Origin of the sequence: Sorangium aterium (assembly GCF_028368935.1) — a bacterium.
GTDB classification, from domain to species: domain Bacteria; phylum Myxococcota_A; class Polyangia; order Polyangiales; family Polyangiaceae; genus Sorangium; species Sorangium atrum.
Genome location: NZ_JAQNDK010000004.1, coordinates 1,228,144 through 1,251,458 on the forward strand (window position 1 = coordinate 1,228,144; position 23,315 = coordinate 1,251,458).

The following is a 23,315-nucleotide window of genomic DNA, read 5'->3' on the forward strand; positions in this document are numbered from 1 at the left end:
TCGAGCGGGCGCTTGGCTTTACGTCTGCTCAGGCAGACGGTAATCGACGCGCTCATGGCAGAGCGCAAAGTCCGAATCCTCGTGGCGAAGCCCGGCCTGGACGGCCACGACCGCGGCGCGAAGGTGGTCGCCAGGGCACTCCGCGATGCGGGGTTCGAGGTGGTCTACACGGGCCTGCACCAGACCCCCGACATGATCGCCTCCGCCGCCGTGCAGGAGGACGTCGACGCCGTGGGGCTGTCGATCATGTCCGGAGCGCACAACACCCTCTTCCCCGCGGTGATCGAAGCGCTCCGCAACCACGGGGCCGAGGACATCGTGGTGTTCGGTGGGGGCATCATCCCGGATGAGGACATCGCGCGGCTCCAGCACGCCGGCGTGAAGGGCGTCTTCACCCCCGGGACCACCCTCAAGAGCATCGTGGAGTGGGTCCAGACCAACGTGACCCCCCACGGCTGACCGCCGCCGCGTCGCTCCTCCCCACTCTCCCCCACCGCGCTCCTCCCGCTGGGCCACCACGGTCGGGCCACCGCGCTCCTCCTCCCCAGGCCACCGCGCTCCTCCCCACCGGGCTTCCCCCCGGCAAAGGGCTCGCTGAGCCCGTCCGGTAACCCGGATACGCACCCGTTCGTCCGGCTGCGAATCGACGTGCCCAACGGCGGCGATCCGCCTTGCCTGCTTTCCGTCTTGCCAGCGTCCGCCGGACGCGTTCCAGCCCACCTCCCAGCGGCTCCCCACTTCCTCCCACGGACCTGCTCGGGGACGATTTGTCGATAAATCACGCTGTTTTTCTGGGTGCGACCTTGAGGGCATATGTCCTACATAGGTGGTGGATGAGGTCCAGAAATCTCCCAAACTGTTGACACTCGGCACCTCACTCCGTAGCGTGGCGGAGCTTCGTGGGAAGAAGTGGCAGAGAATGTCACGACGCGGCGTGCGCCCGGTGGAGCAACGCGTCGCCAACCCCTCGGCGGGACGGACCAGCCGGAGCTGGGGTCGATGAGCACGATGTTTCGCGGTCACTTCGAGCACGCGATCGACGCGAAGGGGCGCACGAGCCTCCCTTCGCGCTTTCGCGATGTGCTCGCGGCCGCGAACGACCTGCGGATGGTCATCACCCCGGCCCTCTTCGACCCCTGCCTGCACGCGTACCCGATGAAGGCATGGGAAGAGCTGGAGGCGAAAATTGCAGCACTTCCGCAATTTGATTCGAACGTTGTCGCATTCCGGCGCCGTTACCTGTCCGCGGCCGTCGAGTGTGACCTTGACAAGCAGGGCCGGATCCTCATCCCGCCGTCCCTCCGCGAGCACGCGGACCTCACGAAGGACGTGCTGTGGGCGGGCATGGGCCAGACGATCGAGCTCTGGTCGCAGGAACGGTGGAAGGCCGCTCAGCAGATGAGCGAGGTCGAGCTTCAGAGCTTCAAGAACGCAATCGCGGAGCAGTTCCGCCTATGAACGTCGTCAATGTAGTCCCCATGCACCTGCCTCCTCCGCCGCCGCGCCCGCGCGGCGAGCAGCACGTCTCCGTCCTCGGCCGCGAGGTGCTCGCCGCGCTCTCGCCGGTCAGCGAGGGCGTCTACGTCGACGCCACCCTCGGCGCCGGCGGCCACACAGCGACGATCCTCGAGACGCCCGGCGCAAGGGTCATCGGGATCGATCGCGACGAGCGCGCCCTCGCCATCGCGCGCGCGCGGCTCGCCCGCGCGGGGGAGCGGGTGACCTACGTTCACGGCGAGTTCTCCGAGATCGAGCGGCACCTCGCGGCCCTCGGCGTCCCGCAGGTGGACGGCCTCGTGGCCGACATCGGCGTGAGCTCCATGCAGCTCGACGACCCGGCCCGCGGCATGAGCTTCCGCGCGGAGGGGCCGCTCGACATGCGGATGGACCCGAGCCGCGGCGAGACGGCGCTCGAGCTCATCGAGCGGCTCAGCGACGAGGAGCTCGCGGACCTCATCTACCGCTACGGCGAGGAGCGCCGCAGCCGGAGGGTCGCGCGTTGCATCAAGCAGGCGGCCGACAGCGGCGAGCTCGCGACGACGCTCGACCTGCGGCGCGCGGTCGTGCGCGCCGTCGGGCCGGCGCGCATCGGCGGCGTCGATCCGGCGACGCGCACGTTCCAGGCCCTGCGCATCGCGGTGAACGGTGAGCTCGATCAGCTCGAGGCGCTGCTCGAGGCGGCGCCCAGGTTCATCGCGCCGGGCGGCGTGCTCGCCGTGATCTCGTTCCACTCGCTGGAGGACCGCATCGTCAAGCGCGCGCTGCGTGAGCCGGAGATCTGGGAGCCGCTGACGAAGAAGCCGGTGACCGCGGGCGACGACGAGGTCGAAGGCAACCCGAGGGCCCGCAGCGCGAAGCTCCGCGCCGCGAGGCGCGTGGGCGGGGCGGAGGCGCTCGCGTGACGCAGCAGCGTCCGTTCCTGATCTTGTGGACGCTCGCGGTGGCCGCGACGGTGGCGGCGTTCATCGTGCACCTCGCGCTGCGAGGGCGCACGGTCGACCTGGGCTACAAGCTCGGGCGAGCGCGCGCAGAGCAGGCGCGGCTGCGCGAGGTCAAGCGGGTGCTCTCGCTCGAGGCGGCCAGCTACGAGACGCCGCAGCGCGTGGAGATGGTCGCCCGCTCGCTGCTCGGCATGACGCCGCCCCCGCCCGAGCGCGTGATCCCGGTGCGGGGCTACTCGGCGCCGCCCGGCGAGCGCGAGCCCGACGGCGACGAGTCCGGCAGCGCGCCGCCGAGCGGAGGGCAGCCGTGAAGAACCTCGATCCCCGGCGCGCGCGGTGGATCCGCATCCGCATGGGGCTGCTCTGCGGCCTCATGGCGCTCGGCCTGGGAGGCGTCGTGTCCGGCGCCTACCGCATCGAGGTCGAGGACGGGGACGCGTGGTACGACCTCGCCGAGCGGCAGCGCCAGCGGCGGCTCCACATCACGCCGAAGCGCGGCACCATCTACGACAGGAACGGCGCGCCGCTCGCGGAGAGCGTCGAGGTGCCCAGCGTCTCCGTGGACGCGGTCGAGATGCTCCGCGGCATCGAGGAGAAGTACGTCCCGATGCGGATCCAGCAGTACGCCGAGCGCGTCGCGCAGGCGCTCTCGCTGCCGCTCGAGGAGGTCGTGGAGAAGCTCAGCCGGCGGCGCCGCTTCGCGTGGCTCAAGCGCCGCATCTCCGAGCAGGAGGTCGAGAACGTCCGCGCGCTCGGGGACAGGACGCAGCGCTACCCGGTGCGCGGGCTCGTGATCGAGGGCGAGGGGCGCCGCTTCTACCCGAACCGCGAGCTCGCCGGCCCGCTGCTCGGCTTCGTCGCCACCGACGGCGAGGGCAAGGAGGGGATCGAGCTCAGCCTGGAGCACGAGCTCCGCGGCAACGCGTCGGAGGTGCGCGGGCTCCGCGATCGCTCGGGCCGGCTCATCTTCTCGGAGGGGATCGAGGACGAGCAGGCGCTCGCCGGGCACAACGTCCACCTGACGATCGACAAGGGTATCCAGTTCACCGCGGAGCGCGAGCTCGAGGCGGCGATGAAGACCTACGAGGCGCTCGGCGGGTCGATCGTGGTCGTCGATCCGGAGAGCGGCGAGATCCTCGCCATGGCGAGCGCTCCGGGCTTCAACCCGAACGACTACTCGCAGAGCGATCCGGGGTCCCGGCGCAACCGCTGCGTCGTCGATCGCTTCGAGCCCGGCTCCACGATGAAGGTGTTCGCCATCGCGAGCGCGATCGCAGCGAAGAGCGTCTCCCCCAGCGCGACCATCTACTGCGAGGAGGGGAACATGGCGATCGACAACGTCGTGATCCACGACACGCACGTGCACAAGTGGCTGACGTTGCCGCAGATCCTCGCCCAGTCGTCCAACATCGGCACGGCGAAGATCGCGCTCGGGCTCGGCGAGCAGCGGCTCTACGAGGGCTTCCGTCGGTTCGGCTTCGGAGACCTGACGGGCGTGCCGCTGCCGGGCGAGTCCGTGGGCGTGCTGCGGCCGCGCGGCCGCCCCTGGGTCCAGGTCGAGACGGCGGCGGCCGCGTTCGGGCAGGGGATCAGCGTGACCACGCTCCAGCTCGCGATGGCCATGGCGTCGGTCGCCAACCACGGGCGGCTGCTCGAGCCGATCCTGATCAAGCGGGTCACCGACGGCACCGGCGTCACGCTGTCGGAGGCGTCGCCGCGCGTGCGCCGCGACGCGGTGCCTGCGCCGATCGCGCGGATGATGTCGGAGATGCTCGTCGCGGTGACGGAGGGGGACGGGACCGGCGTCGAGGCCGCGATCCCTGGGTTCCGCGTCGCGGGGAAGACGGCCACCGCGCAGAAGATCGATCCCGCGACGGGCAAGTACACCGACACCCACTACGTGGCGTCGTTCGTCGGGTTCGTCCCGGCCGAGCGGCCTCGGCTCACCATCGCGGTGGTGCTCGATGAGCCGATGGGCGGCACGTACGCCGGCGGCTCGGTCGCGGCGCCCGTCTTCCGTCGGGTCGGTGAGATGGCGCTGCGCTACCTGGGCGTTACCCCGCGCGGGAGCGTGCCGATGAAGCTGTCGGAGATCAGCGAGCAGTCGGGGGAGGACCTCGCGGCGAGCACCTACCAGGTGCTGAGCGAGGCGCGCGCCGCGGCCGCGCCGATCTCGACGGGGGTGGTCACGCCGTCCGCGCCGCTCAAGGCGGGGGAGCTGCGCGTGCCGGATCTGACGGGGCTACCGCAGCGCGAGGCCGTGAAGAGCGCCGCGGCGCTCGGGCTCGATCCGAGCGTCGAGGGCACGGGCCGGCTCGCGCGCCAGGAGCCTCCGGCCGGGACCGTGCTGCCGAAGGGATCGCCCCTGAAGCTCATCTTCGAGCCCCCCACATGACGGAGCGCGATCACAAGGAAGCCAGCCTGGCCGAGGTCGAGCTCGCGCTCCGCCTCGGCGACGTGCTGCGCGAGATCCCGGGCGCCGCGCTCTCTCCGGCGGGCGCCGCGGACATGGTCGTGACGGGCGTGCACCTCGACTCGCGCAAGGTGGGGCAGGGGGACATCTTCGTCGCGCGCGCGGGCGCGCGCGCTCACGGCGAGCGCTTCATCCCCGAGGCCGTGGCGCGCGGCGCGCGCGCCGTGATCCTCGCCCGCGGGAGCGCGGCCGACACGCTCGGCGCCGCGCGCGTCGAGGTCCCCGACGTGCCGCTCGCGCTCGCGCAGGCCGCCGCCGTGGTCTACGGACACCCGACCTTCACGCTCGAGGTCGTCGGCATCACCGGCACGAACGGCAAGACGACGACGGCCCACCTCGTCCAGGCCTGCATCGATCGGTGCGGTGGCCAGGCCGGGATCGTCGGGACGCTCGGCTACCGCTTCGGCGATCTCGATGTCCACGCCTCGCACACGAGCCCCGAAGCGGACGAGCTCGCCCGCGTCGCCGCCGCGATGGTCGCCCGCGGCGCGACGCACCTCGTGATGGAGGTGTCCTCGATCGCGCTCGCGGCGAAGCGCGTCGACGCGGTCCGGTTCCGGATCGCCGTCTTCACGAACCTCACGCAGGATCACCTCGACTACCACGGCACGATGGAGGCGTACGCGGCGGCCAAGGCGCGCCTGTTCGTGGATCTCGGCCCCGGCGCCGCTGTCATCAACGTCGACGATCCCTTCGGGCGGCAGCTCGTCGAGATGCTCGCCCCGGGCGGGCTCTCGCGCCCGACCGCGGCGACGCTCGCGCGCTACTCGGCGGAGGTGGGCGCGCGCCCGGACGCGGCGGAGATCGCGCCCGTCGAGCTCGCGCACAGCGCGAGCGGCACGTTCATCCGCGCCCGCACGCCCGCCGGCGAGGTCACCATCCGCTCCCACCTGCTCGGCGCGCACAACGCGTCGAACCTGCTCGCCGCCCTCGCCGTGGCCTACCTGCTCGGGTTCGACGTCGGTGACGCCGCCGCGGCGCTCTCGTCTCCGATCCAGGTCGCGGGTCGCCTGGAGCGCTGCGACACCCCGGGCTCCGACGATGTGATCGTGCTCGTCGACTACGCGCACACGCCGGACGCGCTGGCCCGCGTGCTCGCGAGCGTCCGCGCCCTCGGCGGCGGGCGCACCCTCTGCGTCTTCGGGTGCGGCGGCGATCGCGATCCGCTGAAGCGGCCGCAGATGGGCGAGGCGGTCGGCCGCGCCGCCGACGTCGCCGTCGTCACCAACGACAACCCGCGGAGCGAGGACCCGCGCGCGATCGCCGACGCCATCCTGCCGGGGCTCGCCGCGGGGCGCGCGCGCGTCGTCGTCGAGCTCGATCGAGCGCGCGCGATCGAGCGCGCGGTGCTCGACGCCGAGCCGGGGGACGTGGTCCTCATCGCCGGCAAGGGCCACGAGCCGTACCAGATCATCGGCGGCGCCACGCTGCCGTTCGACGATCGCGACGAGGCGCGGCGCGCGCTCGCGGCGCGCCGCGCGCGGGCCCTCGGCGACCAGCTGCCGCACGGAGGTGCGGGGTGATCTACGAGCTCTTCTACCCGCTCAAGTTCCACTACGGCTGGCTGAGCTGGCTCAACGTCCTCCGCTACATCCCGTTCCGCACGATCATGGCGACGATCACCGCCATGGTGCTGACGTTCGTGCTCGCGCCGTGGTTCATCCGCGAGCTCCGGCGCAAGCAGATCGGGCAGGTGGTCCGCGCCGAGGGGCCGGAGACGCACAAGATCAAGGCGGGCACGCCGACGATGGGCGGCGCGCTCATCCTGCTCTCCCTGCTGCTCCCCACCGTCCTGTGGGCCGACCTCAGGAACCCCTTCGTCCTCGCGACGACGGCCGTCACCGCGGGCTACGGCGTCATCGGCTACCTGGACGACTTCCTCAAGATCAAGCGGCGGAACAGCGGCGGCCTGCCCGGGCGCTACAAGCTCATCGGCCAGGTGCTCATCGGCGGCGCGGCCGTGGCCTACACGTTCCTGCTCGCGTCCAAGCTCCCGCCGGACTGGGCGGAGATCAGGACGCGGCTCGCGATCCCGTTCGTCGCCTTCTCGAAGTACCCGATCGAGCTGCCGCTCTACGTGTACATCCCGTTCGCCGTCTTCGTCGTGGTCGCCACGTCGAACGCGGTGAACCTCACCGACGGCCTCGACGGCCTCGCGATCGGCCCGGTGATCATCAACGCGGGGACCTACCTCATCCTCGCGTACATCGTCGGCGCCTCCATCGCGAGCTTCTCGCTCGCGACCTACCTCGACATCCCGGCGATCGCGTCGGCCGGCGAGCTGTCGGTGTACTGCGGCTCGGTCATCGGCGCGGGGATCGGCTTCCTTTGGTACAACACGTACCCCGCCCAGGTCTTCATGGGGGACGTCGGGTCGCTCGCCCTCGGAGGCGGGCTCGGGATGCTCGCCGTCTTCACCAAGAACGAGCTCCTGTCGATCATCCTCGGGGGGATCTTCTTCATCGAGACGGTCAGCGTCATCACGCAGGTCCTCTCGTTCAAGCTCACAGGCAAGCGCGTCTTCTTGATGGCGCCGATCCACCACCACTACGAGAAGAAGGGGTGGGCGGAGCCCAAGATCATCGTCCGCTTCTGGATCATCTCCATCCTCCTGGCGCTGGTCTCCCTGGCGTCGATGAAGCTGCGGTGAGGGCATGATGGACGTCCGCGGGCGAACAGTGATCGTCGTGGGGCTCGGCCGGAGCGGCGTCGCGGCCGCGCGCCTCCTGAACGCGGGTGGCGCGCGCGTGATCGCGAACGACGGCGCGCCGCGCGAGCGGCTCTCCGCCGCGGCCGTGGCCCTCGAGGGCGAGGGCGTCGCCCTCGCGCCGGGAGGGCACGACCCGGCGCTGTTCGACGGCGCCGACCTCGTGGTCGTCTCGCCGGGCGTGCCGTCGTTCTCGGCGCTCGACGCCGTCGCTCGCTCCGGGCGCGAGGTCATCGGCGAGATCGAGCTCGCGTCGCGCTTCGTTTCGGCGCCCATCGTGCTCGTCGGCGGGACCAACGGCAAGAGCACGACGACGGCGCTCACGGGCGCGATGCTCGAGCGGGCCGGCCTGCGCACGTTCGTCGGCGGCAATTTTGGGACTCCCCTCGCCGAGGTCGTCGACCAGGCGTGGGACGTCCTCGTCCTCGAGATCTCGAGCTTCCAGGCGGAGCGCGTCCCGACGCTGCACGCCCGCGCCCACGCGCTGCTGAACATCACGGACGATCACCTCGACCGCTACCCGAGCTTCGCGGCGTACGCCGACGCGAAGGGCAACCCGTTCGAGCGCATGACGCCCGACGACGTCGCGGTCGTCCCCCTCGGCGACGAGCTCGTCGCCCGCCAGGCGGCGCGCGGGCGCGCTCGCGTCGTGACGTTCAGCGCGCGCGACGCCCGCGCGGACGTGAGCGCCGCGGGTGACGCGATCGTCGATCGCGTCGCCGGCGCGAGCTACCCGCTGGATCGCGTGCGGCTCACGGGCGCGCACAACCTCGCGAACGCCTGCGCCTCCGTCGCGCTCGCCGCCGCGCTCGGCGCCCCCGCGGCGGCGATCGGCGACGCGCTCTCGAGCTTCGAGGGGCTCGCGCACCGGACCGCGCTCGTCGCGGACGTCGACGGGGTCCGCTATTACGATGACTCGAAGGGGACCAACGTCGGCGCCTCCGTCGCCGCGCTCTCTGGCCTGCGCGAGGCGAAGGCCGTCCTGATCGCGGGCGGGCGCGACAAGCTCGGCGACTACGCCCCGCTCGTCTCGGCGCTGCGCGAGCGGGGGCGCGCCCTCGTCGTCCTCGGCGAGGCCGCGGACCGCATCGCCGCTGCGGCCGCCGGCGCCCTGCCGATCGCGCGGGCGGGCTCGATGGAGGAGGCGGTCCTCGCGGCGCGCTCCCTGGCGCGGCCGGGCGACGCAGTGCTGCTCAGCCCCGCGTGCTCCAGCTTCGATATGTTCCGCGACTACAAGGACCGCGGCGACGCCTTCGTCCGCGCGGTCCGCGAGCTCCAGGGAGCTGCCGGCGGGGCCGCCGGGGAGGTGGCGTCGTGATGTCGTGGAGCGGGGCGTTCGGCGCGCGCGGCGATGCACCCAAGAACCGGCACGTCGGTCCCCCGGACCAGGACAAGGCGGCGCCGGGCGGGATCGCGGCGGCCGCCGAGGCCTTCTGGAAGGTGCGATCGAGCCCGTCGGGGCCGGTCGACGCCCTGCTCGCGGCGGTCGTCACGGCCCTCATCGGCTTCGGCGTGGTGATGGTCTACAGCGCGAGCGCCGTCGAGGCGACGGTGCGCTACAAGGACGCCCAGTTCTTCCTCAAGCGTCAGGCGGTCTACGCGGTCCTCTCGGTCGCCGCGATGTGGATCACGAGCCGCATCGATCACCGCCGGCTCAAGGTCCTCACGTACCCGGTGCTCATCACCGTCACGGCGATGCTCGTCGCCTGCGTGGCGGGGCTCGGCCACAAGGCCGGCAACGCCTACCGCTGGATCTCGCTCGGCCCGGTCCACGTGCAGCCGGCCGAGGTGGCCAAGCTGGGCATCGTGCTCTGGCTCGCCTACTCGCTGTCGAAGAAGGCCGAGCGCATCAAGTCGTTCTCCGTCGGCTTCCTCCCGCACCTCCTCGTCGTCGGGCTCTTGATGCTCCTCTGCCTCAAGCAGCCCGACTTCGGCAGCGCGGTCGTGCTGCTCTTCCTGACCTTCACGCTGCTGTTCGTGGCGGGCGCGCGCGTCCCGTACATCGCCGCGTTCTCCATGCTGCTGGCGCTCGCCGGCGCCGCGCTCGTTCGCTTCAGCGGCTACCGCTACGCGCGCTACCTCGCGTGGATCGACATGGACAACAACCGCGCGGACCTCGCCTACCAGCCGTTCCAGTCGGTCATGAGCTTCGGCTCGGGCGGGCTCTTCGGCCTCGGCCTCGGGCGAGGGCTGCAGGTGCTCTACCTGCCGGAGGCGCACACCGATTTCGTGTCCGCGATCGTCGGCGAAGAGCTCGGCTTCGTCGGCATCGTCGGCCTGTGCGCGGCCTACCTCGTCATCGTCTCGCGGGGCGTGAAGATCGCCCTCGAGGCGGCCGACGACTACGGCAGCTTCATGGCGTTCGGCATCGCGACGCTCTTCGGGGTGCAGGCGATGACGAACCTCGCCGTCGCGATGGCGATCCTCCCCACGAAGGGGCTCACGCTGCCGTTCCTCAGCTATGGCGGCTCCTCGTTGCTCGTGAACGCCGTGGCCGCAGGCATCCTGCTCAGCATCAGCCGGTCGCGGACCGTCGTGGCGCCCGAGAAGAGCGGCGAGGCGGGCGCTGCGCCGATCCCGCACGCGCCGAGCGCGTCGGCCGTGGTCGCCGCGTCGGCCGAGGAGGGCGGCACATGGTGACCGTGCTCATCGCTGGAGGCGGCACCGGCGGCCACGTCTTCCCGATGATCGCCGTGGGCGACGCCGTCCGCGCCGCGGCGCCCGACGCGCGCGTCGTCTACGTCGGCACCGCGCGCGGCATCGAGGTGCGCGTGATGGGCGAGCGCGGCGACAGCCTCGAGCTGCTCCACGTCCTGCCGCTCCGCGGGGGCGGCCTCTCCGGCTTCGTGCGCGGCGCTGCCCGCGCGGGCAGCGTCCTCCCGGAGGCGAGGCGGCTCGTCGAGCGGCTCGACGCCCGCGTGGCGCTCTCGCTCGGCGGGTACGCCGGCGGACCGGTCTCCCTCGCGGCCCGCTCGCTCGGCGTGCCGGTCGCGATCCTGGAGCCGAACAGCGTCCTCGGGCTCTCGAACCGGCTGCTCTCGCCCATCGTCGACCGCGCGTACGTCGCCTTCCCGGAGACGGCGCGCGCGCTGCGCCCCAGCACCGTGCGCCTCTTCGGCGTCCCCCTCCGGCGCGCCTTCGCCCGCGCCCCGTACGCGCCGCGCGGAGGCGCGCTCCGCCTGCTGGTGCTCGGCGGCAGCCAGGGCGCGCTGGCGCTGAACGACGTCGTCCCTCGCGCGATCGCGCGAGGCCGCGAGCGCGGCGTCGAGATCGAGGTGGTGCACCAGACGGGCAGGGATCGCGAGGCCGCGGTCCGGTCGCTCTACGCCGAGCTCGGCCTCGCAGGGCGCGCGCATGTCGTCCCGTTCATCGACGACGTGGCGGAGGCGCTCGCCGCGGCCGACGTCGTGATCGCCCGCGCGGGCGCGTCGACGCTCGCCGAGCTCTGCGCCGTCGGGCGCCCTTCAATCCTGATTCCCTACCCGTTCGCGGCCGACAATCACCAGCTGAGGAACGCGCAATCCCTCGAGCGGGCCTCCGCCGCGGTCCCGATCGCCCAGGGCGACGCCACCGAGGCGCGCCTCGCCGACGAGATCGCCCGGCTCGCGGCCGCCCCGGCGCTCCGCGCCCGCATGGCGGACGCCGCGGCGGCCTTCGGCACGCCGGACGCCGCGGCGCGCGTCGCCGCCGATCTGCTCGAGCTCGCGCGGGCTCCGCGCCACCGCGCGCTGCGCTTCCCCGCCCTCGGCGCTCGCGGCGAGCGCGTCGACGAGGCGCAGCGCGGCGTCGTGACGAACCAGGCCGCGCCGCTCGGCGCTGGCCTCGGTTGGGAGGAGGCAGGCTGATGTTCCGCGGTCGCGTTCGCCACGTCCATTTCGTCGGCATCGGGGGCGTCGGGATGAGCGGCCTCGCCGAGATCCTGCGCTCGCTCGAGTTCGAGGTCTCCGGCTCGGATCTCAAGGAGAGCTCGACGACGCGGCGGCTCACGTCGCTCGGCGTCCGGATCGACATCGGCCACCGCGCCGAGAACGTCCGCGGCGTCGATGTCGTCGTGTACTCGAGCGCCATCCGCCCCGAGAACCCCGAGCTCACCGAGGCGCGCGCGCTCGGCACCCCGGTGATCGGGCGCGCGGAGATGCTCGCCGAGCTGATGCGCGTGAAGTACGGCGTCGCGATCGCGGGCTCGCACGGCAAGACCACGACGACCTCCCTGGTCGCCACCGTCCTGCGCGCCGCCGGCCTCGATCCCACCGTCGTCGTCGGCGGAAAGATGGCGGCGCTCGGCACGAACGCGCGGCTCGGCGCCGGTGACCTGCTCGTCGCCGAGGCCGACGAGAGCGACGGATCGTTCCTGCGGCTCACCCCGACGATCGCGGTGGTCACCAACATCGACCCCGAGCACCTCGATCACTACGGCACGCACGAGCGCATCAAGGACGCCTTCGTCGAGTTCGCCGCGCGCGTCCCCTTCTACGGGCTCGCCGTGCTCTGCCTCGACCACCCGCACGTCCAGGATCTGCTCCCGCGCATCCCGCGCCGCCACGTTACGTACGGCGTCTCGCCGCAGTCGGACTACTCGGCGCGCGGCATCCAGTTCCGCGGCCTCGAGACGAGCTTCAACGCGTACCGCCGGGGGGAGCCGCTCGGCGGCTTCACGGTGAAGATGCCGGGCGCGCACAACGTCCTCAACTGCCTCGCCACCATCGCGGTCGCGGACGAGCTCGAGGTGCCGCTCGACGTCACCAAGCAGGCGCTGGCCACGTTCGGCGGCGTCGCTCGCCGCTTCACGGTCGTCGGATCGATCGGCGGCGTCACGATGATCGACGACTACGGCCACCACCCGGCCGAGATCCGCGCCACCATCGACGCGGCCCGCCGGGCGTTCCCCGGCGAGGATCACCGCGTCGTCGTGGCCTTCCAGCCGCACCGGCACACCCGCACGCGCGATCTCTTCGACGAGTTCACGCGCGCCTTCAACCAGGCCGACGTCCTGCTCGTCACGGACATCTACGCCGCGGGCGAGCCGCCGATCCCCGGCGTCACCGCGGACCGCCTCGTCCAGTCGATCCGGGAGCACGGCCACCATGACGCGCGCTTCATCGCCGACAAGGCCGACCTCCCGGAGGCCCTCGAGAAGATCGTCCGGCCCGGCGACGTGGTCATCGCGCTCGGCGCGGGCGACGTGAACGCGTGCGTGCGAGGGCTCAAGGCGCGGCTCGAGGCGAAGTCGCCGCCGCAGGAGGGCAGCTCATGACCGAGCGTCCCAGCGCGCCCCCGCCGAACCGCCGCCGCTCGCTGCCCTCGGTGCCCGCGGCGCCGCCGGTCCGGGCGGCCTCCGCGCGCGGCTCGAAGCCCGAGCCCGTCGCGGCGGTGCCGCCGAAGAACGAGCGCGTGCGCGCGTCGACCCCGTCGTCTCACGAGTCGCCGGCCCCGCCCGCGACGAGCGTCTCGGTGCGCCCGCCGCGCCTGCCGGCGAAGGACGGCGCGCCCCCGGCGGCGCGCCCTCGGCGCCCGATCGCGCGCCACCTCCGCGCGCTGCAGCTGCTCGCGGGCGCCGCCGTCGTGCTCGTCGCCTCGACCGCCGTCGCGTGGGGCGCGCGCCGCTACATCGTGTCGAGCCCTCGCTTCGCCGTGCGCACGGTGCTCGTCGACGGCGTCCAGCGCCGGACCGCTGAGCAGGTGGCCAGCTCCGGCGGCATCGAGGTGGGCAAGAACATCTTCACGCTCGATCTCGAGCTCGCCGGCGCCTCGATCGCCGCCGACCCCTGGATCGAGAAGGCGACGGTCACGCGCAGGCTCCCCTCGACGATCCACGTCGACGTCGTCGAGCGGGAGGCGCAGGCCATGGTCGCGATCGGCGGCGATCTCTACCTCGCGACGCGCGACGGCGAGCTCTTCAAGGAGCTCGCCGAGGACGACCCTGTCGACCTCCCCATCGTCACGGGGATCACCGGCGAACAGGTGGCGCGGGATCGCCCCGGCGTCGTCATCGCGGTCCGGAGCCTGCTCGACGTGGTCGAGGACCTGGAGCGCGCCGGCGTCGCGCGCCGCTATCCGACCCAGGAGCTCCACGTCGAGCGGGACGGGTCGATCGTCGTCACCATCGGAAAGGAGGCGATCTCGCTCCACCTCGGGCAGCCGCCCTACCGGGACAAGGTCGCCCAGGCGTCGCGGGTGCTCACCGAGCTCGCCCAGCGAAAGGCGAGCGCGTCGGTGATCTTCCTCGACAACGACGCGCACCCCGAGCGCGTCGTGGTGAGGATGAGATGAGCGCCGTCGTGCCCGCTCTCCGCGCCGGCGATCGCCGAGCAAAACTTGGCCGGTGCTGCTGGCTCATGGCAGCGTCGTGCCCGCCTTACACGCGCATGGGGATCGTCCCCGCATGAGGTGGTGCACGCAATGAAGAGCCGGATGGAGACTACTGAGATCGTCGTCGGACTCGACATCGGGACGACCAAGGTCTCGGCGGTCGTTGGCGAGATCGACGCTGATGGGATCACCATCCTCGGGGTGGGGAACGTCCCGTGCCGCGGCCTGCGGAAGGGCGTGGTGAGCAACATCGACTGGACGGTGCGCTCGATCGCCGAGGCGATCGAGGCCGCCCAGACGATGGCGGGCGTCGAGATCCGCACCGTGTATGCCGGCGTCGCGGGCAGCCACATCCGCTGCCAGCAGTCCGACGGCGTCGCCGCGGTCTCCGGCGGCGAGGTCACGCGGCAGGACGTCGAGCGCGTCCTCGAGGGCGCGCGGGCCATCCCGGTCGACGCCGATCGTCAGATCCTGCACGTCCTGCCGCGCGAGTTCACGGTCGACAACCAGGACGGCATCCGCGACCCGGTCGGGATGAGCGGCGTCCGGCTCGGGGTGAAGGTGAACCTGATCACCGCCGCGACCTCGTGCGTGCAGAACGTCGTCCGCTGCGCGGAGCGCTGCGGCCTCACCGTGGCCGACGTGGTGCTGGAGCCGCTCGCGAGCGCCGAGGCGGTCCTCTCCGAGGACGAGAAGGAGATCGGCGTCGCCATCATCGACATCGGCGGCGGTACGACCGACCTGCTCCTCTACGTGGACGGCGGAATCGCGCACGCCAGCGTCATCCCGGCGGGCGGCAACAACGTGACGGCCGACATCGCCGCCGGGCTGCGCACGCCGATGGGCGAGGCGGAGCGGCTGAAGCGCAACGCCGGCTGCGCCCTGGGCCGAATGGTGGGCGACGAGGAGGAGATCGAGGTCCCCGGCGTCGGCGGGCACATGCCGCGCAAGGCGGCGCGCCGCGTCCTGTCGGACATCATCGAGCCGCGCGTCGAGGAGATCTTCGCGGTCATCCGCAAGCGGATCGAGGACACGGGGATGCTCGAGCAGCTCTCGGCCGGCGCGGTGGTCACCGGCGGCGGCGTCCTCATGGAAGGGATGACGGAGTTCGCCGAGGAGATCCTCGGGATGCCCGTGCGCCTCGGCGTGCCGGTCGGCGTGCGAGGCATCACGCAGCTCGTGGCCGGCCCGCAGTACGCGACCGGCGTGGGCCTCGTTCAGTACGGCGCCAACGCACTCGCGCAGGCGCGCGCGCTCACGCCGGTGACGCTCGACGCCGGCCACGCCGGGCGCGCGGAGATCCGTCGCGAGAAGCTCCGCGAGCGCGAGCTGCGCCGAGATGTCGTCGAAGAAATGACGATTGAAAAGAGGTCGAGCGGGAGGTTCTGGAACTGGCTTCGAGCAGCATTCTAGGCATGACGTGGCAAGAGAAAGTTGTTAGAGAATTGGGTTTGAGAGGGTCCGATAGCGCACGGGCGATCCCTCTTGAACGCGAAGTCAAGAGGGTTTGAAGCGCGGTGTTCGAAGGGGAAGAGGCGCCCCTCCGAATGCCGTCCGGAGCGAGGACGTCCTCGCGCACTGAGGGTTCCGCGCCGCTCGACCTCCGCAGGGGTCGGCGCCGGGCCGAGCGGCTAGCTGTACTTCCCCGGGAGGAGTTCATGAGTTTCTCCATCGAGTTTGCCGACGAGCACACCGGGTACGACGCCCGGATCAAGGTCATCGGTTGTGGCGGTTCTGGCGGCAATGCAGTCAACACGATGATCAACTTCGGCCTCGAGGGCGTGGAGTTCATCGTCGTCAACACCGACGCCCAGGCGCTCGGCGCGAGCCTCGCTCCGACCAAGCTCCACATCGGGGCGAGCGTCACGCGTGGTCTCGGCGCGGGCGCCGATCCCGAGAAGGGCCGCAAGGCGGCGCTCGAGGACGTGACGCGCGTCAAGGAGTGCATCCAGGGCGCGGACATGGTGTTCGTCACCGCGGGCATGGGCGGCGGCACGGGCACGGGCGCCGCGCCGGTCATCGCGCAGCTCGCGCGCGAGGAGGGCTGCCTCACCGTCGGCGTCGTGACGAAGCCGTTCTTCTTCGAGGGCAAGCAGCGCTCGCGCCGCGCCGAGCTCGGCCTCGCGATGCTCGCGGAGCACGTCGACACGCTCATCACGATCCCGAACCAGAAGCTCCTCTCGCTGGGCGACGAGGACCTCTCGTTCGTCGAGGCGTTCCGCAAGGCGGACGAGGTGCTCTATCAGGCGATCAAGGGCATCAGCGATCTCATCACGCAGAACGGGATCGTGAACGTCGACTTCGCGGACGTGAAGACGGTGATGTCGAACATGGGCCGCGCGCTCATGGGCACCGGCTGCGCGAAGGGGCAGGGCCGCGCTCGCCTCGCCGCCGAGATGGCCGTCAGCTCGCCGCTGCTCGACGACATCTCGGTCGAGGGCGCGACCGGCGTGCTCATCAACATCGTCGGCGGCCCCGACATGCGGATGCGCGAGATCGAGGAGGCCGCGACGCTCGTGCAGGAGCAGGCGCACGAGGACGCGAACATCATCTTCGGCGCGACGATCGACGAGAACATGGGCGAGATGATCAAGGTCACGGTCATCGCGACCGGCTTCGATCACCTCGTCGCCGAGGTCCCGCAGCAGCTCGCGAGCGCCGCGCAGCCGCGCGCCACCGCGCACTCCATCGGAGCGTCGCTGGCCGCGGCGGCCGGGCCGATGTCGGGCCGCTCCGCCCCGAGCGCTCCTCCCATGCCCATGACGCAGCGCCAGCCGCACCGGCACGAAGAGGTCGCGTACCCGACCACCCGCCGGCCCGCGCCGCAGGTCCAGGCGGCGGGCGGCGGCCCGCGCGACCGCGCGAGCTTCGTCCCTCCGCTCGACTCCGACTGGGACACGCCCGCGTTCCAGCGCCGGGGCCAGTAGCAGCGCCGCAGCCCGCACGGAAGAACTCCCGGTGCGCAGCCACCGCGGGCGTTCACGCTGTATTACGCGTTGACAGGCGCGCACGACGACTTATGGTCAGCCGGCGCCTGTGCCCGCTGTCGGGCAGGATCGACGCGGCGGTCCACGATTCATGAGTGAAAAGCGCGACTTCTACGAAGTTCTTGGCCTCGCGCGTGACGCGACGCCTGACGACATTCGCAAGGCCTATCGTCAGGCTGCGTTGAAGAACCATCCGGACCGGAACCCCGGCGATGCGTCGGCGGAGGCCCGCTTCAAAGAGGCCACGGAGGCGTACCAGGTCCTCTCCGATGAGGAGAAGCGCAGGCGGTACGACCAGTTCGGGCACGCCGGTCTCGAAGGGATCGGCGGCGCGGCCGACGGCGACATCTTCTCTCACTTCCAGGACATCTTCTCGGAGTTCTTCGGCGGCTTCGGCGGCGGGCAACGCCGGCGGCGCGGGCCCGCGCGCGGCCAGGACATCCGGGTTCAGCAGCGGCTCTCGCTGCGGGACGCGTTGCTCGGCTGCAAGCGGGAGGTCGTCCTGCGGACGCCTGTGGCGTGCGACGACTGCTCCGGCTCGGGGGCGAAGCCGGGGACCAAGCGGAAGCCGTGCGGTACGTGCGGCGGCGCCGGGCAGGTCTCGACCTCGCGCGGGTTCGTGATGTTCACCCAGACGTGCCCTGAATGCTCGGGCGAGGGGTCTGTCATCAAGACGCCTTGCGCTACCTGCAAGGGGTTCGGCGCGGTCGAGAAGACGCGGAAGGTCGTCGTCAATTTCCCGGCCGGCATCGACGGCGGCCAGCGGCTCAGGGTGCCGGGGCAGGGCATGCCGGGCGCCCAGGGCGCGCCGCCCGGCGATCTGTACGTCGACGTCGATCTCGCCGCGGACGAGCGCTTCGAGCGCGACGGGCTCGACCTCATCACGCGCGCGCCCATCTCCTTCGCCGACGCGGCGCTCGGCAGCATGGTCAAGATCGACCTGCCGGACGACACGGCGGTCGACGTCGAGGTCCCGGCGGGCGTGCAGCCCGGCGAGGTGATCTCGGTCAAGGGCAAGGGCGCGCCCCGGATCGACGGCCGCGGCCGCGGAGCGCTCCAGGTGATCATCCAGGTCGAGGTGCCGCGGAACCTGTCGCCCGCGGCGCAGGAGCTGCTCCGCAGGTTCCAGGACGAGGTAGCCAAGCAGCAGCCAGCGGCGAAGGCGGCGACCGCGTAGCGCTGCTGGTCGACGAGCTGCGGCCAGCGCTGCGGCGTGCGGCGGCGCTGCGCGGAGACGAAGGCGGGGACGCGCGGGCGCGGCGCCGACGACCGGCGAGCCGGCAGGATTTCCGGCGCTAGGCGTGAGCCTGCGCCGCGTTCAGCGCGTCGTGCCGATCCAGGCGCCCGCGCACGCGAGGCTGAAGGCGATGGGGGCGAGCGCGGCCGCGAACACGACGGCGACGGGCGCCGCGAGGCCGAGCAGCACCAGAGAACCGAGGATGGCGAGCGCCGCCGAGGCGGCCGGCTCCAGGACGCTGCCCGTCGACGAGGCCCGGGCGACGAGGTAGCCAGCCACGGGGAAGGCTGCGATCGCCCCTGCGACGAGCAAGAGCAGCGGCGCCGCCGCGGCGGTCGAGGCGTCGCCCCGGTCCACCGCCGCGAAGTCGACGCCGAAGCGGTGACCGAGCGCGACCGCGAGCGCGAGCGCGGTCGTCATCACCCCGACCGTGACGAGCGCGCCGAAGGCGATCCACGTGAGCGTCACCGGTCGTTCGGTGCGCCTGAGCGCCTCGCGCAACGTTCCGAGCGACGGCGGAGCGATGCGCGGAAGGAAGCGGCGCTCCCTGCGCTGCGAGCTGTGCGGCGACGCGCTTCGGCGGAGCAGGTCGCGGGCGGCGAGGAAGGTCACGAGGCCGGTGCCGAGGAGCACCGGCGCCGCGATGAAGAGCGCGACCGGGGCGCACGCAAAGACGATGTAATCGTAGGCGCCGTTGAGCAGCATCGCGCCGAGCCACATGGCGTTGAAGCGACGGCCGCCCAGCGGCCGCGTGCGCTCGCGGCCCAACGCGTAGCCCCAGAGCGAGGCGAAGAAGAGGTGCGCCGGCACGGCGAGGAGGGCCCGCGCGATGTCGAGCGGGTCCAGCGGCCGGCCCCACAGGTACACGGCGTTGCGGGCCGACACGAACCCGAGCGCCGCGGCGGCCGCGTAGACGAGCCCATCGAACGGCTCCTCCACCGCGCGCAGCCGCGCGAACGGCGCGACCGCCGCCACCTTGAGCCCCTGCTCCAGCGGCGCCGTGACCACGAAGATGTAGACGAGCGTGACGGCGTCGAGCGTGCTGGCGGACTTGTCGAGGCCTTGCCAGCGCTGGAGGAAGGTCTCGATGAGCAGCGCCGGTACGAACGCGAGCGCGCCGAGCAACGCGGTCCCCACCGCGAACCGGCGCCTGCCATAGAGGCGCTGCGACCAGACGAGGAGCGCGGCCAGCCCTCCGAGCGGCGCGGCGACGGTGGCGAGCCAGAGGAGCGCGGCGGCGGCGTTCATGGGCGCGAGGGGCGGGGCGGCGGAGCTGGCTTCGCTGCGGCTAGAAGTGGAGCCCGGCGACCGCGGTCAGGGCGAGCGCCGAGCCCACGCTGGAGCCGTCGGCCGCGAGCAGATCGGCCTTGGCTTGCTGAGGCGCGGCGGCTCCGCCCTTGATCCGATCGATCGCGGCCGAGGAGAGCCCCGGCCTGGTCAGCGCCAGGAGCTCCCAGCTCGCGTTCGCGCCGATCGAAAAGACCGGCGACAGGTAGAGGTCGAGCCCGCCGGAGACCCTTCCGTAGAAGCCGCGGATCGCGATGGCGTCGGCCGCGCCGCTCACCGCGCTCTTGACGCTGCCGAGGCCGGCGTAGCCGAAGCCCAGATCGACGTGCGGGTCGAGCCTGCCGAGCGGCAGGTGCATGCCGAGCTCGCCGCCGAGGGTGAAGAGCTGCCAGTCGCTGAAGAACCCGACCCGTCCGCGGGCGCCCAGCGTGAAGTACAGGAGCCGGACGCCGACCCCGGCGCCGACGACGCCCCCGTTCGCCGCGCTCGAAACGAACCCGGCCGTGAAGTCGTCCTCGTCGATGTTGAACGTCTGGAGACCGACGTTCTCGTAGCCCCCCTCGACGTTCAGCCAGACGATCTCGAGGCCGCGCCCCGAGTCCCGCTCCTTGGCCTCGTCGAGGCGGTGCTCCGTGCCATCGGGGGCGGTGGGCTCTGGCTCGGGCGTGGTCATCGGAGGGGGCGGCGCCAGGCCTCCGGCCTGCATCGATGGATCGTACGGGTTCGGCTGCGCGGCCGCGGCGCCGGTGGGCGAGGCAGCGCCGACGCTCGTCGAGGTCCCCGGGAGCGGCTGCCCCTGCTGTGCCAGGGCCGCGGAGGTCATGGACGCCGACGTGAGAACGGTGAGCAAGCAAAGCGCGCGACGAGCGATCATTCGTCCTCTTCCTGGATGTTCCCGTCGAGTCCGTCGGTTCGTCCCTTCGATTCCAGGGTCTCGGCATCTCCTGTCGATGAGACGGGCGGGCCAGGCACCCGGTAGCCACCGTCGAGCCAGCGGCCGAGGTCCACCAGCTTGCACTGAGGCGAGCAGAACGGAAAGACCGGGTTCTCGGGCCTGAGCCCCGCCGACTTGCGGCAAATCGGGCACCTCGCGCCTGCCAAAGCTCCCATCCGGCGTAACGTAGCAGCGTCCATTGCGGGCATGTAGCCCGCGCTCGGTGAGCAGCTGGCCCGCGCTCGGTGGGTGTGTCGCCCGCGCTCAGCGCGCTCGATCGAGCTCGCAGCCGTGACGCCCGCTCAGCGCGCCGGGACCGCGAGGTAGCGGGGCGCGCCGTGGCGCCGTACCCGCACCAGGAGATCCTGGTGTGCCGCCGCGCCCAGGCGCGCGGTCAGGTCGGCGCCGCCCCGCACCGGCGCGCCGTTCAGGTCGAGCACCACGTCGCCCACCTCGAGGCGGCCAGCCGCGGGGCTCCGAGGCGCGATCGACTCGATGCGCGCTCCTTCCAGCGCGTCGCTCGCCAGCACGCCGAACGGCGGCTGTTCGGCGTCCCTCGGCGCGCGCTCGTCCGGCGCGCGCCAGCTCGGCGACGGCTCGTGGCGGGCCGACGGATCGAGCTTCATCGTCGCGCGCCGATCCGCGCCGTCGCGCTTGTAGATGAGCTCCACCTCGTCTCCCGGCTTGGCTCGCCGGAGGATGCGCGCGAGCTCGCGCGCGTGCTCGACGCGGCGCCCCTCGACCGAGGTGATCACGTCGCCCGGCCTGAAGCCCAGCCGCGATCCGGGGCCCTCCGGCTCGACCTCCGTGATCAGCGCGCCCATCCGCCCTGGCAGCCGGAGCACCCGCGCGAGCTGCGAGGTCACCTCCTGGAAGCTGATCCCGATGCGCCCCCGGTCCACGCGGCCCGTCTCCCGCAGCTCGGGCAGGATCTCGAGGACCTCGTCGATCGGCAGGGCGAAGCTGATGCCGCGGCCATCGGCGTGGATCGCCGTCGCGATGCCGATCACCTGCCCCGTCGCGTCGAAGAGCGGCCCGCCGCTGTTTCCCGGGTTGATGGCGGCGTCGGTCTGGAGGAAGCCGTCGAGGCTCCCCGTGCCCATGGGCCTCGACGTCGCGCTGATGATGCCCCGGGTCACCGTCGGTCCGAGCCCGAACGGGCTCCCGATCACGATGACGCCGTCGCCAGGCCGGACCGGCGCGCTCGATCCGAGGGAGGCGACCCTCAGCGACCCTGCTCCGAGCAGCTTCAACAGCGCCACGTCGAGCGTCGGATCCCGACCGACCACGGTCGCCTCGAAGGCGCGCTCGTCCGAGAGCTGCACCTCGATGCCGAACGCGTCGCCGATCACGTGATCGCTCGTCAGCACGAGCCCTTCTTCGGCGATCACGAACCCGGATCCGATCGCCCGCTCCACCCGCTGCCCACGGCCCTCGAAAGGGAGCGCCGGGCTCGCGCGCCCCTCTGGAAACGAAGGCGCGCGCAGGGTGATGATGGTCACCACCACCGGCCGCACCTGCTCGACCAGCGCAGGCAGGGTCATCGTGCTGCGGGCCGCCGGCGGCTCGGGCGGCGATTCCGCGCGCAGGACCGAGCACGGCGCGCTCACCGCGCCGCGGGGCGATGGAGGGGGCGAGAGCGCGGCTGCCCGGTCGTTGCAGGCAGCGAGCGGTGCGGTCCCGAGGAACCCGACACACGCCCATGTGGCAGCGCGGAGCCGTCCCACGCGCCCGACGTAGAGCCTCGAGGCGGGACCGCAAGCGCGCAAGGACCGCCCGCTGGAGAGCGCTCAGCGCCGCGGCCGAGCTGCCCCGTGGGCCGGACGAGGCGGCACGCGCTGCGCGCCGGCCGCTCAGCCAGGAGGCGCGCCTCGCGCGACCTCCGTGCGCACCACCTGGACGACGACCTCCACCAAGCGACCGCCGGGCTGGACGAACGACGCCTTGCCGCGTCCTCCTTCGAAGCGCCACGCCAGATCGGCAGGAGCGCCCGTCTCTCCTGCGCCTTCGCCGACGCGGACGACGGCGCTCACCTCCAGCGTCTGTTTTCCCGCCGTCACGGCGCCCCGGGCCACGGCGAAGGTCCCGGCGCCGAGCAGCGCGATCGTCCGCTTCGCCAGGTTGCTCAGGTGTCGCGCGGGCTCTTCCCCTCCCGGCTCCGGACGCCACGTCGCGATGTGCCCCGCGTCGTCGATGTCGATCACGAAGCGCGCCTTCCCCGCGCTTCCGGGCGGGAGCGTCGCCCAGATCGGATCCGCCTGGCACGCGGGCGGGATGGCCCTCGTGAAGGCGCGCCCGAGGTTGCGTACAGCGCTGACGCCGGCCGCCCCGAAGTCGCCCTCGCCGTCCTCTCCGGCGCCGGCGCTCGTCCGCGGGGCGGCGGAGCGCGCCGGTGCGCCGGCTTCCCCGCTCGCCGCGGGCTCCCGGCGTCGCTCTGCGGGCCGAGGCGTCGCCTTGGGCTGGGGCGTCGCCGTCGGCCGAGGCGCTGCCTGGCCGCGCGGCGCGGCCGTCATGGGCGGCGCCGGCTCGCCGCCGGCCTCTGCATGGCGCTCTGCGGGCGCCGTGGGCCGGCTGGCATCGGCCGGAGCGTGCGCCGTTGGCATGCTCGTCGGCCCGTCGCGCCCGGCGGCCTCGTCGCGCCCGCTGCGAGCGTCGCTCGGGCGCGCGGCGCCGCCGCTGCCTGGCAGCGCGGCCGTGAGCCCGGTCCAGAGATCGATCGGCTCGCGCTCTGCCGCTGGCGCGGCGGGATCGCCGGCGGGCACCTGCGGCGACAGCCGCGCCGAGCTCCACGCGCCCAGATGGACGAGCGTCGAAACGAGGAGCGCCGGCAGCATCGCTCGTTGATCGCGCATCGGCTCGCACCCCGCCCTTCGACCCCGTCGGACGGGCAGCGGCCCCAGCGCCTCGCTGAAGCTCGTTGCCCTTGGCCCGAGGTTCTGC

General features: G+C 72.5%; 20 protein-coding genes. 15 read left to right on the forward strand and 5 right to left on the reverse strand.

From position 1 onward, the window contains the following. The first annotated feature begins 54 nt into the window (after window positions 1-54). From POL72_RS36040 to dnaJ, 15 genes are all read left to right on the forward strand, one after another. Window positions 55-459, forward strand: a complete 405-nt coding sequence (locus POL72_RS36040; protein WP_272101345.1) for a cobalamin B12-binding domain-containing protein — start codon at window positions 55-57, stop codon at window positions 457-459. Between the two features lie 540 nt (window positions 460-999). Then, window positions 1,000-1,458 carry a division/cell wall cluster transcriptional repressor MraZ gene (gene mraZ, locus POL72_RS36045; RefSeq protein WP_012234291.1) on the forward strand — a complete coding sequence of 153 codons (459 nt, stop codon included), beginning with the start codon at window positions 1,000-1,002 and terminating at the stop codon, window positions 1,456-1,458. Continuing rightward, window positions 1,455-2,402 carry a 16S rRNA (cytosine(1402)-N(4))-methyltransferase RsmH gene (gene rsmH, locus POL72_RS36050; protein WP_276597579.1) on the forward strand — a complete coding sequence of 316 codons (948 nt, stop codon included), beginning with the start codon at window positions 1,455-1,457 and terminating at the stop codon, window positions 2,400-2,402. The genes mraZ and rsmH overlap by 4 nt, the downstream gene beginning before the upstream one ends. Further along, window positions 2,399-2,752 (forward strand): FtsB/FtsL family cell division protein, encoded by a 354-nt coding sequence (locus POL72_RS36055; protein WP_272101346.1) that lies wholly within the window; start codon window positions 2,399-2,401, stop codon window positions 2,750-2,752. Before rsmH ends, POL72_RS36055 begins: the two co-directional genes overlap by 4 nt. Next, entirely contained in the window at window positions 2,749-4,836 is a 2,088-nt protein-coding gene (locus POL72_RS36060; protein WP_272101347.1) for a PASTA domain-containing penicillin-binding protein, read from the forward strand. Before POL72_RS36055 ends, POL72_RS36060 begins: the two co-directional genes overlap by 4 nt. After that, window positions 4,833-6,437 (forward strand): UDP-N-acetylmuramoyl-L-alanyl-D-glutamate--2,6-diaminopimelate ligase, encoded by a 1,605-nt coding sequence (locus POL72_RS36065; protein ID WP_272101348.1) that lies wholly within the window; start codon window positions 4,833-4,835, stop codon window positions 6,435-6,437. The genes POL72_RS36060 and POL72_RS36065 overlap by 4 nt, the downstream gene beginning before the upstream one ends. Beyond that, on the forward strand, window positions 6,434-7,564 hold the full coding sequence (gene mraY / locus POL72_RS36070) for a phospho-N-acetylmuramoyl-pentapeptide-transferase (RefSeq protein WP_012234296.1): 1,131 nt from the start codon (window positions 6,434-6,436) through the stop codon (window positions 7,562-7,564). Before POL72_RS36065 ends, mraY begins: the two co-directional genes overlap by 4 nt. Window positions 7,565-7,568: 4 nt before the next feature. Continuing rightward, entirely contained in the window at window positions 7,569-8,939 is a 1,371-nt protein-coding gene (gene murD, locus POL72_RS36075) for a UDP-N-acetylmuramoyl-L-alanine--D-glutamate ligase (RefSeq protein WP_272101349.1), read from the forward strand. Continuing rightward, window positions 8,939-10,261 carry a putative lipid II flippase FtsW gene (gene ftsW / locus POL72_RS36080; RefSeq protein WP_272101803.1) on the forward strand — a complete coding sequence of 441 codons (1,323 nt, stop codon included), beginning with the start codon at window positions 8,939-8,941 and terminating at the stop codon, window positions 10,259-10,261. The genes murD and ftsW overlap by 1 nt, the downstream gene beginning before the upstream one ends. Beyond that, complete coding sequence (gene murG, locus POL72_RS36085) at window positions 10,255-11,466, forward strand: undecaprenyldiphospho-muramoylpentapeptide beta-N-acetylglucosaminyltransferase (protein WP_272101350.1); 1,212 nt, start codon at window positions 10,255-10,257, stop codon at window positions 11,464-11,466. The genes ftsW and murG overlap by 7 nt, the downstream gene beginning before the upstream one ends. Then, window positions 11,466-12,875, forward strand: coding sequence for a UDP-N-acetylmuramate--L-alanine ligase (gene murC / locus POL72_RS36090; RefSeq protein WP_272101351.1), 1,410 nt, complete (start codon window positions 11,466-11,468; stop codon window positions 12,873-12,875). The genes murG and murC overlap by 1 nt, the downstream gene beginning before the upstream one ends. Beyond that, window positions 12,872-13,891 carry a cell division protein FtsQ/DivIB gene (locus POL72_RS36095; protein WP_272101352.1) on the forward strand — a complete coding sequence of 340 codons (1,020 nt, stop codon included), beginning with the start codon at window positions 12,872-12,874 and terminating at the stop codon, window positions 13,889-13,891. Before murC ends, POL72_RS36095 begins: the two co-directional genes overlap by 4 nt. Before the next feature lie 141 nt (window positions 13,892-14,032). After that, window positions 14,033-15,343 (forward strand): cell division protein FtsA, encoded by a 1,311-nt coding sequence (ftsA, locus tag POL72_RS36100; protein WP_272101353.1) that lies wholly within the window; start codon window positions 14,033-14,035, stop codon window positions 15,341-15,343. 245 nt (window positions 15,344-15,588) lie between these two features. After that, a complete protein-coding gene (gene ftsZ, locus POL72_RS36105; protein WP_272101354.1) occupies window positions 15,589-16,857 on the forward strand; it encodes a cell division protein FtsZ in 1,269 nt (422 codons plus the stop codon). 151 nt (window positions 16,858-17,008) lie between these two features. After that, window positions 17,009-18,094, forward strand: coding sequence for a molecular chaperone DnaJ (gene dnaJ / locus POL72_RS36110; RefSeq protein WP_272101355.1), 1,086 nt, complete (start codon window positions 17,009-17,011; stop codon window positions 18,092-18,094). 141 nt (window positions 18,095-18,235) lie between these two features. Here dnaJ and POL72_RS36115 read toward each other — a convergent pair whose 3' ends face one another. The 5 genes from POL72_RS36115 to POL72_RS36135 form a co-directional block, all read right to left on the reverse strand. Next, window positions 18,236-19,402, reverse strand: coding sequence for a PrsW family intramembrane metalloprotease (locus tag POL72_RS36115; RefSeq protein ID WP_272101356.1), 1,167 nt, complete (start codon window positions 19,400-19,402; stop codon window positions 18,236-18,238). 40 nt (window positions 19,403-19,442) lie between these two features. Continuing rightward, complete coding sequence (locus POL72_RS36120) at window positions 19,443-20,315, reverse strand: hypothetical protein (RefSeq protein ID WP_272101357.1); 873 nt, start codon at window positions 20,313-20,315, stop codon at window positions 19,443-19,445. Next, window positions 20,312-20,551 carry a DNA gyrase inhibitor YacG gene (locus POL72_RS36125; RefSeq protein ID WP_272101358.1) on the reverse strand — a complete coding sequence of 80 codons (240 nt, stop codon included), beginning with the start codon at window positions 20,549-20,551 and terminating at the stop codon, window positions 20,312-20,314. Before POL72_RS36125 ends, POL72_RS36120 begins: the two co-directional genes overlap by 4 nt. A gap of 126 nt (window positions 20,552-20,677) precedes the next feature. After that, complete coding sequence (locus POL72_RS36130) at window positions 20,678-22,102, reverse strand: S1C family serine protease (protein WP_272101359.1); 1,425 nt, start codon at window positions 22,100-22,102, stop codon at window positions 20,678-20,680. Window positions 22,103-22,228: 126 nt separating this feature from the next. Further along, a complete protein-coding gene (locus POL72_RS36135) occupies window positions 22,229-23,227 on the reverse strand; it encodes a hypothetical protein (protein WP_272101360.1) in 999 nt (332 codons plus the stop codon). Window positions 23,228-23,315 lie beyond the last annotated feature (88 nt).

Coding starts and splice junctions, on each gene's coding strand:
- POL72_RS36040 (WP_272101345.1), top strand. CDS start 55: ATGGCAGAGCGCAAAGTCCGAATCCTCGTGGCGAAGCCCGGCCTGGAC.
- mraZ (WP_012234291.1), top strand. CDS start 1,000: ATGAGCACGATGTTTCGCGGTCACTTCGAGCACGCGATCGACGCGAAG.
- rsmH (WP_276597579.1), top strand. CDS start 1,455: ATGAACGTCGTCAATGTAGTCCCCATGCACCTGCCTCCTCCGCCGCCG.
- POL72_RS36065 (WP_272101348.1), top strand. CDS start 4,833: ATGACGGAGCGCGATCACAAGGAAGCCAGCCTGGCCGAGGTCGAGCTC.
- murD (WP_272101349.1), top strand. CDS start 7,569: ATGATGGACGTCCGCGGGCGAACAGTGATCGTCGTGGGGCTCGGCCGG.
- ftsW (WP_272101803.1), top strand. CDS start 8,939: ATGTCGTGGAGCGGGGCGTTCGGCGCGCGCGGCGATGCACCCAAGAAC.
- murG (WP_272101350.1), top strand. CDS start 10,255: ATGGTGACCGTGCTCATCGCTGGAGGCGGCACCGGCGGCCACGTCTTC.
- murC (WP_272101351.1), top strand. CDS start 11,466: ATGTTCCGCGGTCGCGTTCGCCACGTCCATTTCGTCGGCATCGGGGGC.
- POL72_RS36095 (WP_272101352.1), top strand. CDS start 12,872: ATGACCGAGCGTCCCAGCGCGCCCCCGCCGAACCGCCGCCGCTCGCTG.
- ftsA (WP_272101353.1), top strand. CDS start 14,033: ATGGAGACTACTGAGATCGTCGTCGGACTCGACATCGGGACGACCAAG.
- ftsZ (WP_272101354.1), top strand. CDS start 15,589: ATGAGTTTCTCCATCGAGTTTGCCGACGAGCACACCGGGTACGACGCC.
- dnaJ (WP_272101355.1), top strand. CDS start 17,009: ATGAGTGAAAAGCGCGACTTCTACGAAGTTCTTGGCCTCGCGCGTGAC.
- POL72_RS36115 (WP_272101356.1), bottom strand. CDS start 19,402: ATGAACGCCGCCGCCGCGCTCCTCTGGCTCGCCACCGTCGCCGCGCCG.
- POL72_RS36120 (WP_272101357.1), bottom strand. CDS start 20,315: ATGATCGCTCGTCGCGCGCTTTGCTTGCTCACCGTTCTCACGTCGGCG.
- POL72_RS36125 (WP_272101358.1), bottom strand. CDS start 20,551: ATGGGAGCTTTGGCAGGCGCGAGGTGCCCGATTTGCCGCAAGTCGGCG.
- POL72_RS36135 (WP_272101360.1), bottom strand. CDS start 23,227: ATGCGCGATCAACGAGCGATGCTGCCGGCGCTCCTCGTTTCGACGCTC.